The organism is Microbacterium sp. zg.Y1084 (genome assembly GCF_024623595.1).
Lineage (GTDB): Bacteria > Actinomycetota > Actinomycetes > Actinomycetales > Microbacteriaceae > Microbacterium > Microbacterium wangruii.
The window spans coordinates 1-23,914 of sequence record NZ_JANJGV010000011.1 but is presented as its reverse complement, the minus strand read 5'-3'; the positions used below and the strand labels follow the sequence as shown (position 1 = coordinate 23,914).

At 70.8% G+C, this 23,914-nt stretch carries 21 protein-coding genes; 13 read left to right on the top strand and 8 right to left on the bottom strand.

Annotated features, from left to right (window positions below; all coding sequences use genetic code 11):
• The first annotated feature begins 31 nt into the window (after window positions 1-31).
• A complete protein-coding gene (gene dcd / locus NQ165_RS13000) occupies window positions 32-637 on the top strand; it encodes a dCTP deaminase (RefSeq protein ID WP_257533798.1) in 606 nt (201 codons plus the stop codon).
• An 83-nt stretch (window positions 638-720) separates the two neighbouring features.
• Window positions 721-2,430, top strand: coding sequence for a BCCT family transporter (locus tag NQ165_RS12995; protein ID WP_374940948.1), 1,710 nt, complete (start codon window positions 721-723; stop codon window positions 2,428-2,430).
• Between the two features lie 13 nt (window positions 2,431-2,443).
• On the opposite strand, the gene NQ165_RS12990 is transcribed toward NQ165_RS12995, so the two are convergent.
• Entirely contained in the window at window positions 2,444-3,853 is a 1,410-nt protein-coding gene (locus NQ165_RS12990; protein ID WP_257533797.1) for an MFS transporter, read from the bottom strand.
• Between the two features lie 166 nt (window positions 3,854-4,019).
• Here NQ165_RS12990 and NQ165_RS12985 point away from each other — a divergent pair, with 166 nt between their 5' ends.
• The 6 genes from NQ165_RS12985 to NQ165_RS12960 all read left to right on the top strand — a co-directional run bounded on the left by NQ165_RS12985 (window position 4,020) and on the right by NQ165_RS12960 (window position 10,734).
• Window positions 4,020-5,774: a sensor histidine kinase gene (locus NQ165_RS12985; protein WP_257533796.1), complete on the top strand. Its 1,755-nt coding sequence runs from the start codon at window positions 4,020-4,022 to the stop codon at window positions 5,772-5,774.
• The gene (locus NQ165_RS12980) at window positions 5,747-6,433 is read left to right on the top strand and encodes a response regulator transcription factor (protein WP_257533795.1); all 687 of its coding nucleotides are present in this window, start codon (window positions 5,747-5,749) and stop codon (window positions 6,431-6,433) included. The genes NQ165_RS12985 and NQ165_RS12980 overlap by 28 nt, the downstream gene beginning before the upstream one ends.
• 178 nt (window positions 6,434-6,611) lie before the next feature.
• The gene (gene dnaK, locus NQ165_RS12975) at window positions 6,612-8,480 is read left to right on the top strand and encodes a molecular chaperone DnaK (RefSeq protein ID WP_257533794.1); all 1,869 of its coding nucleotides are present in this window, start codon (window positions 6,612-6,614) and stop codon (window positions 8,478-8,480) included.
• Window positions 8,481-8,491: 11 nt separating this feature from the next.
• On the top strand, window positions 8,492-9,181 hold the full coding sequence (locus tag NQ165_RS12970; RefSeq protein ID WP_257533793.1) for a nucleotide exchange factor GrpE: 690 nt from the start codon (window positions 8,492-8,494) through the stop codon (window positions 9,179-9,181).
• Window positions 9,182-9,190: 9 nt separating this feature from the next.
• Window positions 9,191-10,186 carry a DnaJ C-terminal domain-containing protein gene (locus NQ165_RS12965; RefSeq protein ID WP_257533792.1) on the top strand — a complete coding sequence of 332 codons (996 nt, stop codon included), beginning with the start codon at window positions 9,191-9,193 and terminating at the stop codon, window positions 10,184-10,186.
• A 113-nt stretch (window positions 10,187-10,299) separates the two neighbouring features.
• The gene (locus tag NQ165_RS12960) at window positions 10,300-10,734 is read left to right on the top strand and encodes a heat shock protein transcriptional repressor HspR (RefSeq protein ID WP_257533791.1); all 435 of its coding nucleotides are present in this window, start codon (window positions 10,300-10,302) and stop codon (window positions 10,732-10,734) included.
• Window positions 10,735-10,793: 59 nt separating this feature from the next.
• Here the strand turns inward: NQ165_RS12960 and NQ165_RS12955 are convergent, their stop codons facing one another.
• Both NQ165_RS12955 and NQ165_RS12950 read right to left on the bottom strand, forming a co-directional pair.
• Window positions 10,794-11,840, bottom strand: a complete 1,047-nt coding sequence (locus NQ165_RS12955; RefSeq protein WP_257533790.1) for a hemolysin family protein — start codon at window positions 11,838-11,840, stop codon at window positions 10,794-10,796.
• Complete coding sequence (locus NQ165_RS12950) at window positions 11,833-13,200, bottom strand: hemolysin family protein (RefSeq protein WP_257533789.1); 1,368 nt, start codon at window positions 13,198-13,200, stop codon at window positions 11,833-11,835. The genes NQ165_RS12955 and NQ165_RS12950 overlap by 8 nt, the downstream gene beginning before the upstream one ends.
• Before the next feature lie 242 nt (window positions 13,201-13,442).
• Here NQ165_RS12950 and NQ165_RS12945 point away from each other — a divergent pair, with 242 nt between their 5' ends.
• From NQ165_RS12945 to NQ165_RS12935, 3 genes are read left to right on the top strand one after another with little or no spacing between them, the layout of a single operon-like run.
• The gene (locus NQ165_RS12945) at window positions 13,443-14,558 is read left to right on the top strand and encodes an alcohol dehydrogenase catalytic domain-containing protein (RefSeq protein WP_257533788.1); all 1,116 of its coding nucleotides are present in this window, start codon (window positions 13,443-13,445) and stop codon (window positions 14,556-14,558) included.
• 28 nt (window positions 14,559-14,586) lie between these two features.
• Window positions 14,587-15,345 (top strand): 3-oxoacyl-ACP reductase FabG, encoded by a 759-nt coding sequence (fabG, locus tag NQ165_RS12940; RefSeq protein ID WP_257533787.1) that lies wholly within the window; start codon window positions 14,587-14,589, stop codon window positions 15,343-15,345.
• The gene (locus tag NQ165_RS12935; protein WP_257533786.1) at window positions 15,342-15,794 is read left to right on the top strand and encodes a MaoC family dehydratase; all 453 of its coding nucleotides are present in this window, start codon (window positions 15,342-15,344) and stop codon (window positions 15,792-15,794) included. The genes fabG and NQ165_RS12935 overlap by 4 nt, the downstream gene beginning before the upstream one ends.
• Window positions 15,795-15,804: 10 nt before the next feature.
• On the opposite strand, the gene NQ165_RS12930 is transcribed toward NQ165_RS12935, so the two are convergent.
• The 4 genes from NQ165_RS12930 to NQ165_RS12915 all read right to left on the bottom strand — a co-directional run bounded on the left by NQ165_RS12930 (window position 15,805) and on the right by NQ165_RS12915 (window position 20,581).
• Window positions 15,805-17,547, bottom strand: coding sequence for an aldehyde dehydrogenase family protein (locus NQ165_RS12930; protein WP_257533785.1), 1,743 nt, complete (start codon window positions 17,545-17,547; stop codon window positions 15,805-15,807).
• 62 nt (window positions 17,548-17,609) lie between these two features.
• Window positions 17,610-19,052 (bottom strand): MFS transporter, encoded by a 1,443-nt coding sequence (locus NQ165_RS12925; RefSeq protein WP_257533784.1) that lies wholly within the window; start codon window positions 19,050-19,052, stop codon window positions 17,610-17,612.
• Between the two features lie 13 nt (window positions 19,053-19,065).
• On the bottom strand, window positions 19,066-19,326 hold the full coding sequence (locus NQ165_RS12920) for a glutaredoxin domain-containing protein (RefSeq protein ID WP_257533783.1): 261 nt from the start codon (window positions 19,324-19,326) through the stop codon (window positions 19,066-19,068).
• Between the two features lie 124 nt (window positions 19,327-19,450).
• Window positions 19,451-20,581, bottom strand: coding sequence for a glycosyltransferase family 2 protein (locus NQ165_RS12915; RefSeq protein ID WP_257533782.1), 1,131 nt, complete (start codon window positions 20,579-20,581; stop codon window positions 19,451-19,453).
• Window positions 20,582-20,785: 204 nt separating this feature from the next.
• Here NQ165_RS12915 and NQ165_RS12910 point away from each other — a divergent pair, with 204 nt between their 5' ends.
• A complete protein-coding gene (locus NQ165_RS12910) occupies window positions 20,786-21,955 on the top strand; it encodes a serine hydrolase domain-containing protein (protein ID WP_257533781.1) in 1,170 nt (389 codons plus the stop codon).
• A gap of 107 nt (window positions 21,956-22,062) precedes the next feature.
• Here the strand turns inward: NQ165_RS12910 and NQ165_RS12905 are convergent, their stop codons facing one another.
• On the bottom strand, window positions 22,063-22,668 hold the full coding sequence (locus NQ165_RS12905; RefSeq protein WP_257533780.1) for a TetR-like C-terminal domain-containing protein: 606 nt from the start codon (window positions 22,666-22,668) through the stop codon (window positions 22,063-22,065).
• A 130-nt stretch (window positions 22,669-22,798) separates the two neighbouring features.
• Between NQ165_RS12905 and NQ165_RS12900 the strand changes: the two genes are divergently transcribed.
• Window positions 22,799-23,776, top strand: coding sequence for a DUF5692 family protein (locus tag NQ165_RS12900; protein ID WP_257533779.1), 978 nt, complete (start codon window positions 22,799-22,801; stop codon window positions 23,774-23,776).
• Window positions 23,777-23,914 lie beyond the last annotated feature (138 nt).

Sequence of the window (23,914 nt, the reverse complement as noted above, 5' to 3'; positions counted from 1 at the left end):
GCGGCGCAGTTCGCGCCGCTAGGCTGATCGCGTGCTGCTGAGCGACCGCGACATCCGCCTCGAGATCGACGGTGGCCGCATCGGCCTCGACCCCTGGCTGCCCGAGATGGTGCAGCCCTCGAGTGTCGACGTGCGGCTGGACCGTTACTTCCGCCTGTTCGACAACCACAAGTACCCGTTCATCGATCCGGCGGAGGATCAGCCCGAGCTGACCCGCCTGATCGAGGTCGACCCCGACGAGCCGTTCATCCTGCACCCCGGCGAGTTCGCCCTCGGCGCCACCTTCGAGCAGGTGAGCCTGCCCGACGACGTCGCCGCGCGCCTGGAGGGCAAGTCGTCGCTGGGCAGGCTCGGCCTGCTCACCCACTCCACCGCCGGGTTCATCGACCCCGGTTTCACCGGTCACGTCACTCTCGAGCTGTCGAACGTCGCGACTCTGCCCATCAAGCTGTGGCCGGGCATGAAGATCGGCCAGCTCTGCTTCTTCCGCCTCTCCTCGGCGGCCGAGAACCCCTACGGCTCCGGCCCTTACGGCAACCGCTACCAGGGTCAGCGGGGGCCGACGGCATCCCGGTCATCGCTCAACTTCCACCGCACGAACGTCGGCACGAGCGACGTCGGCTCCCGCGGCGCCTGAGCCCCGGCGCGCGGCCTGCCACACGGTGGACGCCGCGCGCAAGCGCGGGCGCCCCCCGGCGGTGCCCGGTTACCGTGGACGCCGTGAGCAACCCGAATCTGCCCGCAGAGCCCGCCCCTGCCGCCCCCGCGCCCGCCGACAGCCCGACCGACGCCCGTCGCTTCACGCCCAGCCCTTGGGTGATCGGACCGGCTGCGGTGGTCACCCTCGTCTTCAGCGCCTTCGCGATCGCGTTCCCCACTGAGGCCGAGACGTTCTTCGGCACGATCCAGGGCGCCATCGTCGACGGGTTCAGCTGGTACTACGTGGCCATCACCGCCTTCTTCGTCGCGTTCTGCCTCTTCCTCGGCTTCAGCCGGTTCGGCGACATCCGCCTCGGGCGAGACGACGACAAGCCCGAGTTCTCGACCGGCGCCTGGTTCTCGCTGCTGTTCGCCGCGGGGATGGGGATCGGTCTGGTCTTCTACGGCGTGAGCGAGCCGCTCAGTCACTTCGTGACGCCCAAGCCGGGCGTGGAGGGCACCACGGCGCAGCTCACACAGTCCGCGTTGACCCAGACCTACCTGCACTGGGGTGTGCAGGCCTGGGCGATCTACGTCGTCGTGGGTCTCGCGCTCGCCTACGCGATCCACCGCCGCCGCCGTCCGCTGTCGATCCGCTGGGCGCTCGAGCCCATCATGGGTCGTCGGGTGCGGGGCGGGTGGGGCAATGCCATCGACGCCATCGCCCTCGTCGGCACCCTGTTCGGGGTGGCGACGAGCCTCGGCCTCGGTGTGCTGCAGATCAGCTCGGGGCTCTCGGCGGCCGGCTTCGTCGAGAACCCCGGCATCGTCGAGCAGATCGTCATCATCGTGGTGATCACCGGCGCCGTGCTCTTCTCCGTGCTCTCGGGCGTGACCAGGGGCATGAAGTGGCTCTCCACCACGAATCTGGTGCTGGCCGCCGCCCTGCTGCTGTTCGTGCTCTTCGCCGGTGACACCCTCTACCTGCTGCGTGAGTGGGTGCAGTCGATCGGCGCCTATCTGCAGAACTTCATCGGACTCAGCTTCAGCGTCAGTGCCTTCCAGGGCACCGCGGGCCAGGAGTGGCAGGCGGCATGGACCGCGTTCTACTGGGGCTGGTGGATCTCGTGGGCGCCCTTCGTCGGCATCTTCATCGCCCGGGTGAGCCGGGGACGCACGGTGCGCGAGTTCGTCATGGGCGTGCTCATCGTCCCGACCCTGCTCGGCATCCTCTGGTTCGCGGTGCTCGGCGGCTCGGCGCTCAAGATCGAGACCGACACCCCCGGTGCGATGACGGGCCCCGACGGCACGGTGGACATCGAGGGTGCGCTGTTCCAGCTGTTCGAGTACCTGCCCGGCACGCTGCTGCTCACCATCGGCGCGCTGATCCTGATCGCGATCTTCTTCGTGACCTCCGCCGACTCCGGCGCCCTCGTCATGGGCATGCTCGCCACCGGCGGAAACCCGGAGCCGAGCAAGCCGGTGCGCGTGCTGTTCACCCTCATCACGGCCGTGCTCGCGGTCGCGCTGCTCATCGCCGGCGGCCTGGTCGCGCTGCAGACGGCGGCGATCATCATCGCTCTGCCGTTCAGCGTCGTCATGCTGCTGATCTGCTGGGCGCTCGTGGTGGCGTTCCGCCGGGAGCGGGCGGCCTACGAGCGGGTGCAGCGTGAACAGTTCGTGGAGCGCATCGGCGAGCACTACGGCCTCGAGGTGGAGCTGCCCAATGAAGAGGGCGTGCCGGCGCCCCACTGGGCGCGTCGGCTGGCTCGCCTGCGCGGCGAACGCTGAACGGGGCCGGCCCTCAGCGCACGCGCGCGGGCGCTGCGACCGGCAGCAGCAGCAGCAGCCCGGCCAGCAGCACGACGGCGATGCCGAGGATTCCGAACGCCGTCGCCCCGGTCAGGGAGATGAGCACCGCCCACAGCAGCGAGGTCATCCACCCCGCCGCCCGCCCGGTCGTCGCGTAGAGCCCGAAGATCTCGCCCTCCCGCCCCGCCGGAGTCAGGCGTGCGAGGAACGAGCGGGATGCCGCCTGCGCCGGGCCGACGCAGGCGCACAGGGCCAGCCCGCCCACCCAGAAGACGATCGGGCCGGCATCCACCAGCGCGAAGACCGCCGTGGCCAGCACGACCATGACGGTCAGCGACCACAGGATGACGGTCTTGGGGCCGAACCGGTCGTCCCAGCGTCCGACGATGAGGGTCGAGACCCCGGCGATGAGGTTGGCGGCGATGCCGAAGATGACGAGGTCGAGAAACTCGAAGCCGTACACGCGGCCGGCGATGATCGCACCGAAGGTGAACACCCCGCTCAGCCCGTCGCGGAACACCGCACTGGACAGCAGGAACCAGAACGTGGGCCGCGACTGCGGCGTGCGGTACAGGTCGATCACATCGCGCACGAGCAGTCCGTAGCCGCGCAGCAGTCCGACGCGCCGCTCGGGGCGCCCCAGCGAGGGCTCGGGCACGCGCAGGAAGATCGGGATGGCGAAGGCGACCGTCCACAGCGCGCACCCTACGGCGATGATGCGGAACGGCAGCCCGCCGTCCTCGCTCAGGCCGAACCAGTCGGACATGTAGAAGACGACCACGAGGATCAGGGCGACGATGCCGCCGAGATAGCCGAAGCCCCAGCCCAGGCCCGAGATGCGCCCGATGGTGCGGGGCGTCGCGATGCCGATGAGCATGGCGTTGTAGTTGACGCCCGCGATCTCGCTGAAGACCGTGCCGGCGGAGATGAGGGCCACGCCGAGCCAGAACAGCGCCGGAGCGGGTTCGACGAACCACAGCAGCGCCATGCTCATGACCAGCCCGCCGGTGCCGATGCCGAGCCACAGTTTCTGGCGGCCCGCCGCATCGGCCTGCTGGCCCAGCACGGGGGCCAGCGCGAGGATCAGCAGGCCCGCGATCGTGGTGCCCCAGCCGAGGCCCGCGGCCAGTCCCGCCTCGGCCACCTCCTTCACCCGGTCGCCGTCGGGAAGGGCGGCGACCTCGGCCGGGAGGAAGACGTCGGTGGTGAGGTACAGGGCGGTGAAGATGAAGGTCAGGATGACCGTGTTGAACGGCTGCGCCGCCCAGTCCCACAGCGCCCACGCCAGCACGGTCTTGCGTGGCGCAGGGCTGTCGCGGCGCAGGTCGAGGCCCATGACGGGCAGCGCGTCGGTGTCGGCGGTGGCGGGCAGGTGTCGGGCCTCGCCCGGCGAGGTGGTCATGCCCGAACATTAGCGCCACCGCGTGACCGCAGTGCGGCAGCCCGTGCGCGTGGCTCGCGGGCCGGGTCCGCCTCGGCGGGTGCACCACCGCAAGCTGGCGACCTGGGTCCTTAGGTCGCCGGCCCGTCAGGGGCCACAATGGAGGTCCCCGATCTCCTGGTGCCCGATGACCCCTCCCCTCGGCTCCCGCCCGGTTCCCGTCCGGTCGGCGCTCGCACGCTCGCTGCATCGCGCCCTGGCGCTGATCGCCGCGGCCGCGGCGGTTCTGGGGGTGGTGCAGCTCGCCCTGCTGCCGCGCGCCGATCCGAACTGGCCCGTGATGGTCGCCGGCACGGCCATCTTCTGGGTCTACGCCGCCATCGGACTGATCGCCTGGCGACGACGGCCGAGCAACCCGCTCGGACAGCTGATCGTGCTGGCGGGCATGACGGTCTACCTCGCAATGTGCGGCAACACCGAGGTCCCGGTTCTCATGGGCATCGGTGCCGTGTGCGCCACGTTGATCCTGCCCGCCATGCTGCATCTGCTGCTGGCGTTCCCGAGCGGACATCTGAGGTCGCGCAGAGCCGTCGGCGTCGTCGTCGCGGGGTACGTGCTGTCCACGCTGCTCGAGGCGCCGCAGTATCTCTTCGACCCGGCGGGCCCGGCGCCGGCACTGGTCGTCGCGGATGCGCCGGAGGTGGCCCGGGCCGCGCTGACCGTGCAGGCGATCGCCGGTGCAGGGGTGATGGCCGCTGCTGTGGTCATCCTCGCCGGCCGACTGCGTCGGGCCGACCGCGCTCACCGCCGGGTGCTCGCGCCGCTGTTCTCCTACGGCATCTTCGCCGCCGCCGCCACGCCGCTGAGCGGGTCGGTGCTGGTGGGGGTGCTGGGGCTCGATTCCGCGGTGCAGGCGTCGGTGCAGTACCTGGTGATCGCGGGAGTCCCCGTGGCTTTCGCGCTCGGCATGCTGCGCGGCGGATTCGCCCGCACCGGTCAGCTGGAAGAACTCGGCACGTGGCTGGGCGCGGCGCCAGCCACACGCGAGGTGCTCGAGACCGCCATTGCGCGCGCGCTCGGCGACGCCTCGGTGGGGCTGTCGTTCTGGGTGGCGGAACGGGGTGGTTACGTCGACGCGGAAGGCCGTGCGGTGCCGACCCCGGCGGCGCACCGGGGATGGTCGCGCATCGTCCTCGACGGCCGGCTGATCGGCGCCATCGAATACGATCGCCGCCTGCTGCGGGATGACGAGCTGGTGCGCACGGCAGGCAACGTCGTCGCCATCGCGGTCGACCGGGAGAGGCTCACGGCAGAATTGCGAGCGAGCCGGCGCGCGCTGATCCGCTCCCGCGAGCGACTGGTCGAGGCGGCCGACCGCGAGCGTCGCCGCATCGCGCGGGATCTTCACGACGGGCTGCAGTCACAGCTGGTGATGCTCGCCGTCGATGCGCAGCGCCTGGCCTCCGCCGAGCCTGCGGCGGTGGCGGAGCGCGCTACGGGGCTGCGCCGCGAGATCGACGCCGCCGCGGCCGACCTGCGCCGCCTCGTGCACGACCTCGTCCCCGCAGCCCTCATCGAGCGGGGTCTGTTCGCCGCTGCCGAGGAGCTGGTCGACCGCATGCCGATTCCGACGCGCCTGGTGGGCGGTGCGGGACCGCTCGACGACGCGGCATCCGACACCGCGTACTTCGTCATCGCCGAGGCGCTCACCAATGTCGTCAAGCACTCTCAGGCGCGATCGGCCGAGGTGCGGCTGGAGCGCCGCGATGGCACCCTGCGGCTCGACGTCCGTGATGACGGCGTCGGGGGCGCGACGTTCGACGGCGGCACCGGTCTGCGGGGCCTGGCCGACCGGGTGGATGCCGCAGGCGGCACGCTGGTGATCGCCGGCGCGGAGACCGAAGGGACGCATCTGTGTGTGACACTGCCCTGCGCATCGTGATCGTCGAGGACGAGACGCTCATCCGGCGCGGCCTGGAGCTGCTGCTCGCCGATGTCGGTCACGAGGTGGCCGCGTCGCTCGCCGACGCGGCGCTGCTGTGCGATGCCGTGGCCCGGTATGAGCCGGATCTGGTCGTCACCGACATCCGGATGCCGCCGACGCACACCGACGAAGGCCTGGTCGCAGCTCTCGCGGTGCGCGCGGCGCACCCGGCAACCGGTGTGGTGGTGCTGTCGCAGCACGTGCAGCGCAGCTACGCCCACCTGCTTCTCGGCGCCGATGCGGGCAGCGCCGGCGGCGCAACGGGAGGAGTCGGGTATCTGCTCAAGCAGCGCATCGCCGACATCGACACCTTCGTGCGGGATCTCGCCGTCGTCGCTGCGGGGGGAACCGTGCTCGACCCGGACGTCGTCGCCGTCATGGTCGACCGCGCCCGGCGCTCCACCTCGGCGGTCCGATCCCTGACTCCGCGCCAGCAGGAAGTGCTGGCTCTGGTCGCGGAGGGCCAGAGCAACGCCGCGATCGCCGCCGCTCTCTTCCTCACCGAGAAGGCGGTCGTACAGCACATGTCGCGCATCTACGACGCGCTCGGTCTGTGCGTCGACGCCGACGGTCACCGGCGTGTGCAGGCCGTCGTCCGGTACCTCGACGACGCCTGATCCCACGGCGGCGTCGTCCCCTCTGGTCGATAGGGACGTCGGGCAAAGTTGATAGCACTCGTATCAAGGTTGATTGACATCGAGCGTCCGGTGTGGTTTCCTCGAAGGTATCCGGGTTGAGCCGACACGACTCAATCCCCGCAGATTTCCCCCGTTTCATCTCAGAAGGAGAGAGCACATGGCACGTGCAGTAGGAATCGACCTGGGTACGACCAACTCGGTCGTGAGCGTCCTCGAGGGCGGCGAGCCGAAGGTCATCGCGAACGCGGAGGGTTTCCGCACCACCCCGTCGGTGGTCGCCTTCACGAAGGACGGTGAGGTTCTCGTCGGCGAGACCGCCAAGCGCCAGGCCGTCACCAACGTCGACCGCACCATCACGTCGGTCAAGCGCCACATGGGCACCGACTGGAAGACCCAGCCGATCGACGGCAAGGCCTACACGCCGCAGGAGATCTCGGCGCGCATCCTGCAGAAGCTGAAGCGCGACGCCGAGCAGTACCTCGGTGACGCCGTGACGGATGCCGTCATCACTGTTCCCGCGTACTTCAACGACGCCGAGCGTCAGGCCACGAAGGAGGCCGGCGAGATCGCGGGCCTGAACGTGCTGCGCATCATCAACGAGCCCACCGCGGCCGCTCTGGCCTACGGCCTCGACCGCGGCAAGGAGGACGAGCTGATCCTCGTCTTCGACCTCGGTGGCGGTACCTTCGACGTCTCGCTGCTCGAAGTGGGCAAGGACGACGACTTCTCCACCATCCAGGTGCGTTCGACGGCCGGTGACAACCGACTCGGTGGCGATGACTGGGACCAGCGTCTGGTCGACTACCTGATCAAGCAGTTCAAGGACACCACCGGCGTCGACGTCTCGGGTGACAAGATCGCGCTGCAGCGTCTGAAGGAAGCCGCGGAGCAGGCCAAGAAGGAGCTCTCGAGCTCGACCTCGACGAGCATCAACCTGCCCTACCTCTCGCTCACCGACTCCGGCCCCGTGTCGCTGTCGGAGACGATCACGCGCGCCAAGTTCGAAGACCTGACCAAGGACCTGCTCGACCGCACCAAGAAGCCGTTCGAGGACGTCATCCGCGAGGCCGGCATCAAGGTCAGCGACATCAACCACGTCGTGCTGGTCGGCGGTTCCACCCGCATGCCCGCCGTCTCCGAGCTCGTGAAGCAGGAGGCCGGCAAGGAGGCGAACAAGGGTGTCAACCCCGATGAGGTCGTCGCCGTCGGCGCCGCGCTGCAGGCCGGTGTCCTCAAGGGCGAGCGCAAGGACGTGCTGCTGATCGACGTCACCCCTCTGAGCCTCGGCATCGAGACCAAGGGCGGCATCATGACGAAGCTCATCGAGCGCAACACCGCCATCCCCACCAAGCGCAGCGAGACCTTCACCACTGCCGATGACAACCAGCCGTCGGTGGCGATCCAGGTCTTCCAGGGCGAGCGCGAGTTCACCCGCGACAACAAGCCGCTCGGCACCTTCGAGCTGACCGGCATCGCCCCCGCTCCCCGCGGCATCCCGCAGGTCGAGGTCACCTTCGACATCGACGCCAACGGCATCGTGCACGTGTCCGCCAAGGACAAGGGCACCGGCAAGGAGCAGTCGATGACCATCACGGGCGGCTCGTCGCTGCCCAAGGAGGACATCGACCGCATGGTGCGCGAGGCCGAGGAGCACGCCGCCGAGGACAAGAAGCGCCGTGAGTCCGCTGAGACCCGCAACCAGGCCGAGACCCTCGCGTACTCGGTCGACAAGCTGATCAAGGACAACGACGACAAGCTGCCCGCCGAGGTGAAGTCCGACGTGCAGGCCGACGTCGACGCGCTGAAGACGGCGCTGGCCGGCGAGGACGACGACGCGGTGAAGACCGCGTTCGACAAGCTCAGCCAGTCGCAGGGCAAGCTCGGCGAGGCGATCTACGCCGCCGGCCAGGCGCAGGGCCAGAACCCCGACCCTGCCGCGACCGACCCGGGCAACGGCGAAGTGCCGAACCCCGAGGAGGACGTGATCGACGCCGAGGTCGTCGACGACGAGGACGAGAAGAAGTAGAGAATCGAGACATGACCGACAAGGACTTCGAAGAGCCCATCGACGGAGTCCCCGGTGACGAGGGGTCGGAGGCGCGAGCCTCCGGCCCCGACTCGCACGGGGGCGCAGCCTCGGCATCCGCAGCCCCCGCCGGGGACGCCGAAGGCGACGCAGCAGCCGAGGCCGATGCCGAGCTGCAGGGCGAGGCCGAGGACATCGAGCTGACCATCGACGACATCCTCGCCGCCGTGCAGTCCGATGAGGCTGCCGGTGCCGATGGTGCGGCCGGCGTGGCCGCCGCGGGCGAGGACAACGATCTGCTCGTGGACCTCAAGCGGCTGCAGGCCGAGTACGCCAACTACCGTCGGCGTACCGAGGATCAGCGCGAGCTGGAGATCGAGCGTGCGAAGGGGACGGTCGCCAAGGGACTGCTGCCCGTGCTCGACGACCTCGACCGTGCCGAGAAGCACGGCGACCTGGTCGAGGGCACGGCGCTGTCGGCGATCGCCGAGAAGCTGCGCGGAATCGTCACCCGTCTCGGTGTGGAGCGCTACGGCGCTGCCGGCGAGACGTTCGACCCGCAGCAGCACGAGGCAATCTTCCAGGCCCCGACCGCCGGGACGACCGAGCCCACGATCCTCGAGGTCGTCGAGGTGGGCTACCGCCTGGGCACCACCGAGCTTCGTCCGGCCAAGGTCGTCGTCGCGGTCCCGACCGAGTAAGGGCAGCCGATGGCGAGTCAGGACTGGTTCGACAAGGACTTCTACTCCGTGCTCGGGGTGGCCAAGGACGTGAGCGACGCTGATCTGAAGAAGACGTATCGCAAGCTCGCGCGCAAGTACCACCCCGACTCCAATCAGGGGGACGCCAACGCGGAGGCGAAGTTCAAGGAGATCAGCGAGGCATACGCCGTGCTGAGCGACCCTGAGCAGCGCGCCGAGTACGACCAGATCCGCGCCATGGGCTCGGGCGCCCGCTTCACGGCGGGCGGTCAGGGCACCGGCGGGTTCGAGGACGTGTTCAGCATGTTCGGTCAGGGCCGCGGCGGCGGAGGCACGCGCTTCCAGGCGGACGACTTCGACGACATCTTCTCGATGTTCAACCAGCAGGGCGGACGATTCGGCTCCGGCCGGTTCGGCCAGACCTCGGGCGGATTCCGCGGATTCGGTGGACCCACCAAGGGGGGAGATGTCACCGCGCGCACCACGATCGACTTCCTCACCGCCACCAAGGGCGAGACCATCACCCTGCAGGGCGAGGACGGCAAGCCGTTCAAGGTGAAGATCCCCGCCGGGGTCAAGGACGGCCAGAAGATCCGGCTGCGTGGCCGCGGTCGCCCGTCTCCCGACGGCGGCGAGAACGGCGACATCGTCGTGTCGGTGACCGTTCGCCCGCACCCCGTCTTCACGCGGGACGGACTGAATCTGCGGGTGACGGTGCCGGTGACCTTCACCGAGGCGGTGCTCGGGGCCACGATCGAGGTGCCGACCCTGGGCGGTGACCCCGTGAAGCTGCGCGTCGCCCCGGGCACGCCGTCGGGCCGCGTGCTGCGCGTGAAGGGCCGCGGAGTGGCGACGTCCAAGGGCACCGGCGACCTCCTGGCCGAGGTGCAGATCGCCGTGCCGTCCCACCTGGAGGGCGAGGCGAAGGAGGCGCTCGAGCGGTTCCACGAGCTCGAGCCCAAGGACAACCCGCGCGCCGACCTCATGCAGAAGGCTCGCGGCTGAGCCGCGATGTGTGCCGTCGTGAGCGTAGGAGATGTGACCGGCGAAGGGCGGATGCGTGGCATCCGCTCCTTCCCTCGCGCCATCTCCTACGCTCGTGACCGGAGGGTGAGCGCATGAACGACGAGATCGACGACGACATGCCCATCTTCGCCATCGCCGTGGCGGCGGAGCTCGCCGGCATGCACCCGCAGACTCTTCGTCAGTACGACCGCATCGGGTTGGTCGTGCCCGCGCGCACGCAGGGCGGCTCGCGACGCTACTCGCCGCGTGACGTCGAACAGCTGCGCGAAGTCGCGCGCCTGTCGGCGGAGGGCATGAGCCTGCCCGCCATCTCCCGCATCGTCGACCTCGAGAACCATGTGCGCGAGCTGCGCCGTCAGGTGCGCGACCTCGAGAGCCGCGTGCGCGCCGAAATCGAGAACCGCCCCGGAGCCCGCGTCTTCGCCGCAGGACCCAGCGGCGGCGTGATCACGCTGCGCCACGGAAAGCGCGTGCGTCGCGCCACCGATGTGGTGCTCTGGCGTCCGCGGCATCCCGACCACGACTGAGACCACCGCATGACGAAGGCCCCCGGCGTGCACTGCACCGGGGGCCTTCGTCATGCGGGTCAGCCGGCGGTCGCCGTGGCATCCTCGATCTCGCCGACCAGCACCTCGAGGACGTCCTCGAGGTACAGCAGGCCGACGGTGCGGCCGTCGGCGTCGAGGCTGCGCGCCACGTGCGCGCCCCGGCGCCGCAGCATCGCCATCGCGTCCTCCAGCTCGGCCGTGCGGTGCACCGTCGCCAGGCGTCGCAGGCGCTTCTCGGGAATCGGAGCGTGGAACTGCTCGGCACTGTCGAGGTCCATCACGTCCTTCATGTGCACGTAGGCGAGCGGCTCGCCGTCGTCGCTGGCCAGCACGTAGCGGGAGAACCCGTGCTCGGCGACGGCCCGCTGCACGTCGGCGGGGGTCGCACCCACCGGCAGCAGCACCATTCCGTCCAGCGGCACGTCGACGTCGGCGACGGTGCGCTCGGTGAACTCGAACGCGCCCGCCAGCGTGCCCGACGCGTCCATGAGGGTGCCTTCGCGGCGCGACTGCTCCACGATGTTGGCGACCTCGTCGAGCGTGTAGGTGCTGGTGGCCTCGTTCTTCGGCTGCACGCGGAACAGGCGCAGAATGCCGTTGGCCGCGGCGTTCAGCGTCCAGATGACCGGCTTGAACACCTTCGCGACGCCCACGAGGGCGGGCGCGAGGATGAGCGCCGCGCGGTCGGGCACCGAGAACGCGATGTTCTTCGGGATCATCTCGCCGAACACCACGTGCAGGAACGTCACCAGCGCCAGGGCGATGGCGAACGCGACGATGCCGATCAGCTCGGGCGTGAGGCCGGTGAGACCCAGCGGGATCTCGAGCAGATGGTGGATCGCCGGCTCCGACACGTTCAGGATCAGCAGCGAGCAGACGGTGATGCCCAGCTGGCTCGTGGCCAGCATGAGCGTCGCGTGCTCCATCGCCCACAGCGTGGTCTTCGCGGCCTTGCTGCCGCGGGCGGCGAGGGGCTCGATCTGCGAGCGGCGCGCGGAGATCACGGCGAACTCGGCGCCGACGAAGAAGGCGTTGCCGATGAGCAGGACGAACAGCCAGACGATGCCCCAGATGTCCTCACTCATGGCGGGCCCCCTTCAGGATGCTCTCGACGGTTCTGTCGTGGTCGGTCATGAGGCTGGGATCGGTCTCCGGCTCGTCGGGGGTGAAGCGCAGGCGCACGATGCGGTGCCCGTCGATGCGCTCGACACGCAGCGTGCCGGCATCCAGGCGCACTTCGTCGCCCAGTTCGGGCAGGCGCTCGAGCACGTCGGTGACGTACCCGCCGGCGGTCTCGTAGTCGCCCTCCTCGGGGATCTCCACGCCGGTGCGGTCGAGCACCTCGTCGGGGCGCCAGCTCGCGTCGAAGGTGACCGAGCGGCCCGAGCGCAGGATGCCGGTGCGGGTGCGGTCGTGCTCGTCCTCCAGTTCGCCCACGATCTCCTCGACGAGGTCCTCGAGGGTGACGATGCCGGCGGTGCCGCCGTACTCGTCGCCGACGACGGCGATCTGCAGGCCCTCGGTGCGCAGCAGGGTGAGCAGGTGGTCGGCGCCCATTCCCTCGGGGACGGTGCGCACGTCGCTCATCAGCGCGTCGGCACGGGTCGCGGTGCGCTGGTCGAGCGGCACCGCGAACGCGTGCTTGACGTGCACGACGCCCACGACGCGGTCGGGGGTGCCGTCGATCACGGGGAACCGCGAGAACCCGGTGGCGCGCGACTGCGCGATGACGGTGTCGGCGGTGTCGGCGACGTCGACGCTGACCATGCGCACGCGCGGGGTCATCACTTCCGACGCGTCGTGCTCGGCGAACCGCAGGGTGCGGCGCAGCAGCTGGGCGTCGGAGTTGTCGAGCAGACCTGCCGTCGCGGAGTGGCGGATGAGGTACGACAGCTCGTCGGCGCTGCGGGCGCCCGAAAGCTCCTCCTTGGGCTCGATGCCCATCGACCTGATGATCGCGTTCGCGGTGTTGTTGAACAGCAGGATCAGCGGCTTGAAGACCGCGGTGAACGCACGCTGGAACGGCGTCACCACCTTGGCGGTGGCCAGCGGCAGGGCGAGGGCGAAGTTCTTCGGCACGAGTTCGCCGACGATCATCGAGAACAGCGTCGCCAGCAGGATGCCGGTGACCGCGCCGAGGGGCGAGACGGCGCCCTCGGGCACCCCGAGCTGCAGCAGCGGCTCACGGAGCATGCTGCTGATCGCCGGCTCGAACGTGTAGCCGGTCAGCAGGGTCGTCAGCGTGATGCCCAGCTGCGCACTGGACAGGTGGGTCGACGTGATCCGCAGCGCGGAGATCGTGCCGTCGAGGCCGCGCTCGCCGCGGACGCGCCGCGCCTCGAGCTCATGCCGGTCGAGGTTCACCAGCGCGAACTCGCTGGCCACGAACAGTCCGGTGCCGATCGTCAGGACCACGCCGATGGCGAGCATGATCCACTCGTTCACTTTTCACACCCCCTGACCGTTGAACGTGCCGCGATGGCGGCTGGGCAGTCAGAGGGCGCGGGACTATGAGAGGGAGGGTCATCCATGGTGGATTCAGGCTAGGGCGCGCCGTTATCCGCAAGCTGTGAGAACGCCCGAGCCGGCGGCGAGCGCCGCGCGGGGCGGGCGAGGCGCGTACATACCGCGCAGTCGGTATGCTGGTGCGCACGCGCGTCGCGGCGCGCTCGGACGAGGAGGTTCGGATGCAGATCACGGGAGCCGTGCTGGAGGTGTCGGGGGCGGATGCGCCCTACGCGGCATCCCGCCCGTTCACCGTCGGACCGCTCGAGCTCGACGAGCCTGGCCAGGGCGAGGTGCTCGTGCGCATCGAGGCCGCCGGGGTGTGCCACTCCGACCTCAGCGTCGTCGACGGCAACCGCCGCCGACCGACCCCGATGCTGCTCGGGCACGAAGCGGCCGGCATCGTCGAGCGGGTGGGCACCGGCGTCGACGATCTGCGCCCCGGGGTGCGCGTCGTGATGACCTTCCTGCCGCGCTGCGGCGCGTGCCCGGGATGCGCGACCGACGGGCGTCTGCCGTGCGACGTCGGCACGGCGGCCAACACCGCCGGCACGCTCGTCGGCGGCGGGACGCGACTGCACCGACAAGCCGGGGCGGGCGCCGCCGAGCCCGTGTTCCACCACCTCGGTGTCAGCGGCTTCGCCACCCACGCCGTGGTGAGCCGCACCTCCGTCGTGCCGGTGCCGCCCGACGTCCCCGCCGACATCGCGGCGCTGCTGGGGTGCGCCGTGCTCACCGGGGGTGGCGCCGTGCTCAACGCCGCGCGCCCGGCGCCCGGAAGCGCCGTGGTGATCGTCGGTCTCGGGGGTGTGGGCATGGCCGCGCTGCTGGTCGCCGTGGCCCTCGGCCTCGAGGCGATCGGCGTCGATGCCGTGCCGGGCAAGCTCGCGCTCGCCCGCGAGCTCGGCGCCGTCGATGCCCTCGAGCCGGCGGATGCCGTGGCGCGCGGCATCCGGGTGCCCTCGGTGATCGAGGCCGCGGGATCCGCCCGGGCCTTCGAGACCGCCCTGGCGCTCACCGCGCCCGGCGGCACCACCGTGACCGTGGGGCTCCCGGGTCCCGACGCCCGGGCCGCGGTGTCGCCCCTGCAGCTGACAGCCGAAGCGCGCACGGTCATCGGCAGCTACCTCGGGTCGGCGGTGCCCGCCCGCGACATCCCGCGCTACATCGACCTGTGGCGTGCCGGCCGGCTGCCGCTCGAACGCCTCGTGACCTCGCGGATCGGCCTCGCCGACATCGACGCCGCGATGGACCGCCTCGCCGCCGGCGGCGAGCTGCGCCAGCTCATCGTCTTCTGACCTCATCTCCCGACGAAAGGACACCCGCATGACCTCTTCCGACCGCACCGCCATCGTCACCGGCGCCGCCCGCGGCATCGGCGCCGCCACCGCGCGCCGCCTCGCCGCCGACGGTCACGCCGTCGCCGTGCTCGACCTCGACGCGGCCGCCTGCGCCGACACCGTCGCCGCGATCGAAGCCGACGGCGGCCGCGCCCTCGCCGTCGGTGCCGACGTCGCCGATGCCGACGCCGTGGCATCCGCCGTCGAGCAGGTCACGTCGTCGCTGGGTGCGCCGACGATCCTGGTGAACAACGCGGGCATCATCCGCGACAACCTGCTGTTCAAGATGAGCGCGGACGACTGGGATGCGGTGATGACCGTGCACCTGCGTGGGGCGTTCCTCATGACCAAGGCGGTGCAGGCGCACATGGTGGATGCCGGGTGGGGCCGCATCGTTAACCTGTCGTCGACGTCGGCTCTCGGCAACCGCGGGCAGGCGAACTACGCCGCTGCGAAGGCCGGGATGCAGGGGTTCACCAAGACGCTCGCGATCGAGCTCGGCCGCTACGGGGTGACGGCGAACGCCGTGGCGCCGGGGTTCATCCAGACCGACATGACGCGGGCGACTGCCGAGCGCATGGGGGTTCCGTTCGAGGACTTCGTCGCCGCGATGGCGAAGGAGATCCCGGTGGGACGGGGAGGGACACCGGAGGACGTGGCCGCTGCGGTCGCGTTCTTCACGCGCGAGGATGCCGGCTTCGTCTCGGGCCAGGTGCTGTACGTCGCCGGCGGGCCGCGCGCATGATCGCGGTGGAGTCGCCCGCTGGGCTGGCCGGGGCTGTCGGCAGCTCGGCGACGGGGGAGTGGTTCGAGATCACCCAGGAGCGCATCACCGCGTTCGCCGAGGCGACCGAGGACCGGCAGTGGATCCACGTGGACGCCGACCGCGCGGCATCCGGCCCCTTCGGGGGGACGATCGCGCACGGATACCTGACCCTGTCGCTGCTGCCGCGGCTCACCGACGGGCTGCTGCAGGTCGGCGGTGTGGCGATGGCGGTGAACTATGGGCTCGACCGGGTGCGGTTCCTGCAGCCGGTGCGCGCGGGGTCGCGCGTGCGGGCGGTCAGCGAGCTGGCATCGGTGGACGAGACGCCGCAGGGCGTGCGGGTCGGCATGCGCACGACCGTCGAGATCGACGGCGCCGCCAAGCCCGCCCTCGTCGCCGAGACGCTCGCCCTGCTCGTTCCGGAGTGAGCGTGCCGCGTCAGGCGCCGAAGGCGCGGGTGAGCGTCGCCATCAGCCGCAGCAGACTGCCGTCCATCCGAAAACGGGTGAGGCCTTCGCTGACCGCTGCGCCGGTGCGCGCCGAGACGAACCACGGCGGCTTCGGCAGTACCGAGAACCGCTGACCGGCGCCGATCGACCGCGGGAACGGCCGGAACGGGCCGCGCACCACGCTGCGCTCCACGCGGTCGAGCAGCCGCGCGTTGTGCACGATGCCGATGCCGCTGGGCGCGTCGCCCAGCGTGCCGCCGGGGTAGGCGCCCCACGAGCAGGTCGGGGTCAGGAACCCCAGCGCCGTCCAGGCGTTGATCGCGACGGTGCCGTAGTGCAGCTGCGCCATCGCCTCCTCGAATCCGTTTCCGAGCTGAGCCTGCGTCGCGGGGTCGATGATGACGTTAGCCCCCAGCGTGCCGGTGAGCTCGGCGTTGGCGTGGGCGACGGCGGCATCGACGAAGTCCTGCCCGGTGCCGGCGAGCTCGACCACGCCGAGCACCGGCGCGAAGTACTCGGTGGTCTGCATCGCCGTGGCATCCGCCGCGTCGGCACGGATCAGCACCCGCGTGCCGTCCCCGCAGCGCTCCGCGCCGGGGAGGGCGGATGCCGCGTCGATCCGGGCCTGCGCGTTCGGGTACCAGACCGATCGCGCCGGCGCGGCGTCGTACGCCGCCCGCAGCGCGGCGAGGAACGCCTCCCGCTGTGGCCAGTCGGAGCTCATGAGCACGATCTGCCCGGCGATGCAGTTGTGCCCGCTGTTGTAGAGCCGCATCGTCACGATGTGCTCGGCCTGGAACCGCAGGTCCGCGTCGGACCACTCCCCGGGGACCACGATGATCGGCGACACGCCGCCCAGCTCCGCGGTGATCGGCACCGTCAGTTTCGGGTCGTCGGCCTCGCGGCGCGACACCGCGTCGTCGCCGGTGCCCCACACGATCGCGTCGAACGTGTTCACCGATCCGGTGATGTGCACATGCTCGATGCCGGGATGCGTCGTCAGGTAGGCCCCCACATCGCCGCCGCCGCGCACGATGCGCAGCAGGCCCGCGCCGATGAGGGGCGCCAGCGCCCGCTCGTAGACCGGCACCAGGTCGTCTTGGGTGGGGTTGACCTTCAGCAGCGTGACGCGGTTGAACGCGAGCAGCTCGTACAGCACGTCGAGGAAGGGGATCGCGGTGACGTTGCCGGCTCCCAGCACGAGCCCCACGCCGCCCTCGGGGGCGCCGGGAAGCTGACCGAGGCCTGCGGTGCGGGCCGCCTCACCGGCGCTGACGCCCGGCTGCAGCCACACTTCGCCGGTGTAGCCCGACAGCAGCAGGGCGTCGATGCCGGAGGTCGGCAGCACGTGCACGCGCACCCGTCCGCCGGGCGCCTCGTCGACCTTCAGCCCGTCGAGCGGGCTGGCGCCGCGCAGGAGCGCGCCGAGCGTCTCGATGTACGCATCGAGCGCGACCAGGGCGGCATAGGGGCCCGACAGCCACTCCTCGCCCCGCAGCGGATGCCCGGGCTCGAGGTCCTTCGACGTCGCGGCGACGTCGGCCCACTCCTCGGCGACCGACACCACGGCCGCGCGGATGCGCTGCAGCATCTTGCGACGCTGGGCGAGCGTCAGTCGCGCCCAGACCCGCGTGCCGGTCGCCAGTTCGGCCACGGCGGTGTCCAGCGGCGCGCGCTGCGCGTCGGAGAGGCCGGGGGCGGTGTCGCGTGCGGGGGAGGGGGCGGATGCCACGGGGTGCGCTCCTCGGGTCGGGACTCCCAGCTTAGATCGGGGGCGTGGGGCGGGCGCCGCCGTCACTCGATGTCTCGGCGGCGCAGCCGGTATCCGGCGAGGGTGACGAGGCTCACCGCGACCAGTGCGGCGGGGACGACGCTGAAGCTCAGCACGATGCCGTCGAGGGCGGCCTCGGGCTGCGTCACCGACTGGCCGGCGACGCTCGCCACGTACCCCGTGACGGCGAGCACCACGGCCAGCGCGCCGGCGCCCAGCGCGAAACCGGCGGTCTCGCCCGCCGTCCACATGCCGCCGAACGCCCCGGCGCGTCCGGGGCCGAACAGCCGCGCGTCGTGCGCGATCACGTCGGGGAGCATCGCCATGGGCAGCGACTGCATGCCGGCGTAGGCGATGCCGGCGACGGCGACGGGCGCGTAGATCCAGGCGCCCGGGGACCAGAGGGCGCACACCGTCGACAGCGACGCGAGGGCGAACAGGACGGCGGCGAAGGCGAACGCGCGCTCCTTGCCGACCCGGCGCGCGATGCGGCCCCAGCCCAGGGCGGCGAGCAGGGCGGGGGCGATCAGGGCGACGAACAGCAGGCTGACGGCATCCTCCGATCGCAGCACCCAGGTGGCGAGGTACTGGGCGCCGGCGAGCATCATGCCGGTTGCGAGCGCCTGCAGGAAGTAGGTCGCGAGCAGGGCGCGGAACGCCGGGCTGCGCTGCAGCGCCTCGAACCCGGCGCGGAAATTGTCGCGGGCGCCGCCGCCGGGGGTGGAGGCGTCGCGGCTGAAGCGCGGCGTGCGGTCGTCGCCGGCGCGATCCGCCGTCAGCGCGGCCTGCTCGGCGGCCGAGGTCCCGGCGGCGGTCATCGCCGAGCGGCGCGACCGTGCGCGTCCGGCGACGCCCGTCGCCACGAGCATGCCCGCGCCGAGCACGACGCCGGCCACGATCCCCATCACGAGGTACCCGGTGGTCGGGTCGCCGGTGATGCCGCGCAGCAGAGGTCCGCCCGCGCCGAACAGCAGGATCGCGAAGGTCAGCACGACCACGCGCCAGGTCAGCAGCCTCGTGCGGGCGTCGTAGCCGTCGGTGAGCTCGGCGGGGAGGGCGACGTAGGGCACCTGGAACAGGCTGAACGCCGTCGCCGTCAGCACGAACGCCACGAGCACCCAGACGGCTGCGACGGTGGGTCCCAGTTCCGGCGGTGCCGCGAAGGTCAGTGCGAAGAAGATCGGCAGCGTCAGGGCGCCGAGCGCCATGAGTCGACGGCGCGAACCATGACGGGCGAGGTCGCGGTCCGTCCACACCCCGATGAGCGGGTCCACGACCACGTCCCACACCTTCGCCGCGGTGACGATCACTCCGGCCAGCAGGGCCGTGACGCCGAGGTTGTCGGTGAGGTAGTAGGTCAGCACCAGGCCGGGCAGGGTGGCGAAGCCCCCCGTGCCGATCGACCCGGCGGCGTAGCGGGCGACGGTCTCGCGGCTCAAGCCGTGCGGTGTCGCTCCCGTGCCCATGGCGGTGCCGCGGTCAGACCAGCGAGAGTTCGCGCAGCTTGGCTTCCACGTCGGAGTTGGCGGGCTCGACGTGGAAGGTGGCATCCGGATATACGACGACGGGGATGTTCATGCGGCCGGAGATCTCACGCGCGACGTCGGCTGCGGCGGGGTCGGCCTCGAGGTCGATGTAGGTGTACGTCACACCCAACGAGTCCAGCTGTGCCTTGGTGCGACGGCAGTCTCGGCACCAGTCGGCGCCGAACACGGTGAGGGAGGCGGTCTGCTCGGTCATGCGCCCAGCCTATGGCGGTGAACTGGGTGTCGGCTCGGCGGGCGGGATGCCGGGGGCAGGGATGCCGCGGGCAGGGATGCCGCGGGCCGGGAATCCGCGAGCCGGGATTTCGCGGGAGGGGCCGTCAGCGCTCGGCGCCCAGGCGCACTCGGCGCCGGGCGGCCGCCGCTGCCGCCGCCCGGGTGCTGCGGCGCGGGGCGTAGACGACGAGGGCATGGAAGACGAACCGCACGATGAACGCGGCGATGAGGGTGAGGGCGGCCGCCAGCACGGCCGAGATGTGTGTCGCTTCCACCAGCAGCCACAGCACGGGGATGCGGATCATCGCCTCGGCGTTGTTGAAAAGGAACGACTTGGCGAACCGATGCCGCATGAGCCCCGACTCGGCCCGCATGTCCGCGAAGACGAGGTACTCCAGCAGCAGGAAATTGCCGATGATCGTCACCTCGCTGGCGATGACGGCGGCCACGACGTACTCGACGCCCAGGCGCATCAGCCCCCACATGATGGCGAGGTTCACCACGGCGCCGAACCCGCCGACCAGGGCGAAGGCCGACATGCGGCCGAACCGCAGCGCGGTGAGCTGCGTGAGGAAGCGCAGTCCCTGACGGAACGACGCCTTCGACGCGCCGGCGTGGCGCTGCGCGAAGCTGAACGGCACCTCGCCGATGCGCAGCTGCCGTCGGGCGAGGATCTCCAGCAGGATCTTGAATCCGCGCGGGTGCAGGGCGTCGAGGTCGAGCGCGCCGCGGTCGACGAGGAAGAACCCGGTCATCGGGTCGGAGCACCCCGCGAGCTTGCGGGGGAACATCGACTTGGTCAGCAGCGTCGACGCGAGCGAGACCGTCGTACGCGTGGCATCGGCCAGTCCGGTGGACGTGCCCCCTGCGGCGTAGCGGGAGGCCACCACGATGTCGACGTCGCCGGCATCCGCTCGCTCGAGAAGCGACGGGATGGCCTCGGGCGGATGCTGCAGATCGCCGTCCATGACCAGGCACCAGGGCGCGCGTGCCATGCGGAAGCCCTCGAGCACCGCTCCGCCGAGCCCGTTCACCGGGCGGTCGCGGTGCAGCAGCCGCACGGGGAAGGGTGACGCGGCCGCCGCGGCCCGCACGATCGCGGGGGTGTCGTCGGTGGAGTCGTCGACGAAGAGCACCTCGAAGTCGCGCCCATCCAGCACCGCGCCGATACGGCGGAGCAGTTCGACGACGTTCGGACCTTCGTTGTAGGTCGGGACGATGATCGTCAGATCCATCCGTCGTCCTGTCGTCTGCTGGTGGGGCTTACAGGGTATCCCTTTCGTCCGGACGCGGCTGGCGCGGTGCACAGGGAGGGGTGCTCCCGGCGGTCCTCGATCCCGCTCTGATTCCGCACTGGACAGAAGAAACCGACTGCGCGGTATGCTCTCTGCACTCGGCCGTCCCGGCGCGACGGCACACGCAACGAGCAAGGAGGCTCGATGTCCACCACAGTTCAGCCGACCGTTCCCGCCGCACCCCTCGAAGGGCATGTGGACGACCGCTTCGCGGGACTCCGCGACGAGTTCGCCCGCCAGCTCGAGTCGGGGGAGGAGCTCGGCGCTTCACTGGCCGTCATCGTCGACGGCGAGCCCGTCGTCGACCTGTGGGGCGGGTGGGCCGACCCGGAACGCACGTCGCCCTGGCAGCGGGACACGATCACGAACGTCTGGTCGATCTCGAAGACCGTCGCCGCGCTCGCCGCGCTGCTGCTCATCGACCGCGGGGAGCTCGACCCCGACGCTCCGGTGGCGCAGTACTGGCCGGAGTTCGCCGCCGCAGGCAAGGAGCAGGTGCTCGTGCGGCACCTGCTGAACCACACCTCGGGCGTCTCCGGCTGGGCGCAGCCTGTCGAGGCCGCCGACATCCTCGACGACGAGGCCGCGGCGGCGCGGCTCGCGGCGCAGCCCGGCTGGTGGCCGGCCGGGCTCGCCAGCGGCTACCACCTGCTGAACTACGGCACGCTCATCGGCGAAGTGGTGCGCCGGGTCACCGGGCGCACCCTGGGCCAGTTCGTCGCCGACGAGCTCACCGGGCCCCTCGGGGCGGACTTCTGGCTCGGCCTGCCCGAGAGCGAGGACCACCGCGTCAGCAATGTCGTCCCGCCCCCGCCGCCGCAGGGCCTGGAGCTGCTCCCGCCGGATTCGCCCGCGTTCAAGACGTACACCGGACCGGGCCTCGCAGCCGAGATCACCTGGACGCGACCGTGGCGGGCGGCAGGCATCGGCGGCGCCGGCGGGCAGGGCAACGCGCGGGCCGTCGCCCTGCTCAACTCGCTCATCGCGCAGGGCGGCGAGGCATCCGGCATCCGGCTGCTGTCGCCGGCGACGATCGACCGGGTGTTCGCCGAGCACACCCAGGGAGTGGATCTGGTGCTCGGCGTCCCGCTGCGTTTCGGGCTCGGGTACGCGGTGTCCGACCCGGCATCCACGCCCGCGATCCCCGAAGGCCGGGTCGCGTTCTGGGGCGGCTGGGGCGGCTCGATCGTCATCGCGGACGCCGATCGCCGCATGACCTTCGCGTACGTGATGAACCGGATGTCGCCTGGGCTCATCGGGTCACCGCGGTCCGACGCCTACACCCGGGCGGTGTACGCCGCGCTCAACGCCTGACCCGCGTGGGCCGGTCGGCACAGGCCCGACCGGCCCACGTCAGTCGATGTCGACATGATCGCCCTCGCTGCCGATCCGTCACGACGCGCTCACGCCGGAGCTCCTTCTTACTTCGTCCGACGCTCCTGCGCGTCGAGGGCGCGCGCATCGAGGCGGTGCACCGACTCGTGCACCGCGCCGTGCAGCATGATCTCGAGGTCGCCGACCACACGGTACGGGTGCTCGACCATGCCGTCCGAGACCCACCGCAGCACCACGGCGAGCACCGCCGAGGTGTAGAAGTCGACCACCAGCACGCGGTCCTGGGGGCGGGCGGGAGCGCCTTCCCGGTCCACCACCGACTCGGTGATCGGACGCATCTGCGCGAACAGGAAGCGCTCGAGCCCCGAGCGGCCCAGCCCGTCGAGCACCGCGAGCGTCGCGGCACGGTTCTCGCGCATGTACAGCATCAGGCGCACGAGGCCGTCGGCCCAGCCCAGATCCGACGCGAAGGAGCGGACGCGGCCGGCCACCTCGGTCTCGAACACCCACACCGCGAGGCCGCGCACATCGGCGAAGTGGTAGTAGAACGCCTGCCGGGTCAGCCCGCAGTCGCGGGTGAGCTCGGTGACGGTCACCTTGTCCAGCGGCTCGGTGCGCAGCCGGGCTTTCAGCGCGGCCGCGAGGGCGCGGCGCGCATCGGAGCGGTGCTGCGGATCGGCGCTTTCGGCCATGCCTCACGGTAGCGCCCGGCGCGACTGGACACATCACACGAATTGTCTAATGACGTGGTGAGCGCAGATTTCTACCTTAGTTAACCGGACGGCACGCGTCCGGCGGGCCGCTGAGGAGAGGTCCACACACATGTTCTTGTACGAATCGATTCCCTGGTACTCCTGGGCGATGTTCGGCGTCGTCCTGGTCGCCCTCATTGCGCTGAACGAGGTGACGCGCCGCTGGAAGTGGGCCGGCATCGCCTTCTTCGTGGCGCTGCCGATCTTCCTGACGATCTTCGTGTGGCCGAACACGGCCGGCGAGGGGTCGTCGACGGGCACCTGGTTCCACTGGGTGAAGGTCTACTCGGCCCTGATCGGATGCCTCGGCTTCATGCTCATCCGCTACGTGCCGCGCCTGGCGGCGAACCGCTGGATGCTGCTGTTCCCCCCGCTGATCCTCGCGATCAACATCGGCGAGGCCGTCATCCGCGACTTCGAGGTGGCCGGCCTGCAGGGTATGCACGACGGCGTCTTCATGGTCGGCGGCCCCTGGAACTACATGAACGCCATTGCCGGCATCCTGAACCTCGTCACCATCTGCGGCTGGGCCGGCATCATCGTGTCGCGTGACAAGTCGAAGGACATGATCTGGCCCGACATGATGTGGTTCTGGGTCATCGCCTACGACCTCTGGAACTTCGCCTACGTCTACAACTGCGTCGGTGACCACTCGTTCTACGCCGGTGCCGCCCTGCTCATCTCCTGCACCATCCCCGCATTCTTCATCAAGAAGGGCGCCTGGCTGCAGCACCGTGCCCACACCCTGGCCCTGTGGATGATGTTCACCATGGCGGTGCCGACCTTCGTGACCTCGTCGCCGTTCGCCGTGCAGTCGTCGCACAACCCGACCGCGCTGTTCGTGGTCTCGGCCATCTCGCTGGCGGCCAACATCGCCGTGGCGGCCTACCAGCTGCGCACGATCATCAAGCTGCGCAAGAACCCCCTGCGTGACGAGCTCTACACCGAGCTGCCCCAGTACCAGGAGGTGCGCGAGGCGAACGTTCCTCTTGAGGCGCCGGCCGCCCGGCCGGTCTCCCGCAAGACGGAGCCGCTGGCCACGGTCTGACCGTCGCGCGCCGGACACCCGGCTACGCGAGCAGCACCCCATGCGCCGTGGCGGAGCCCGAATCGGCTCCGCCACGGCGCGGCGGGGGGAGGAGCGACCGGGGGGCGGCTCCGGAACACCTGAACCCCCGGGTCCCGA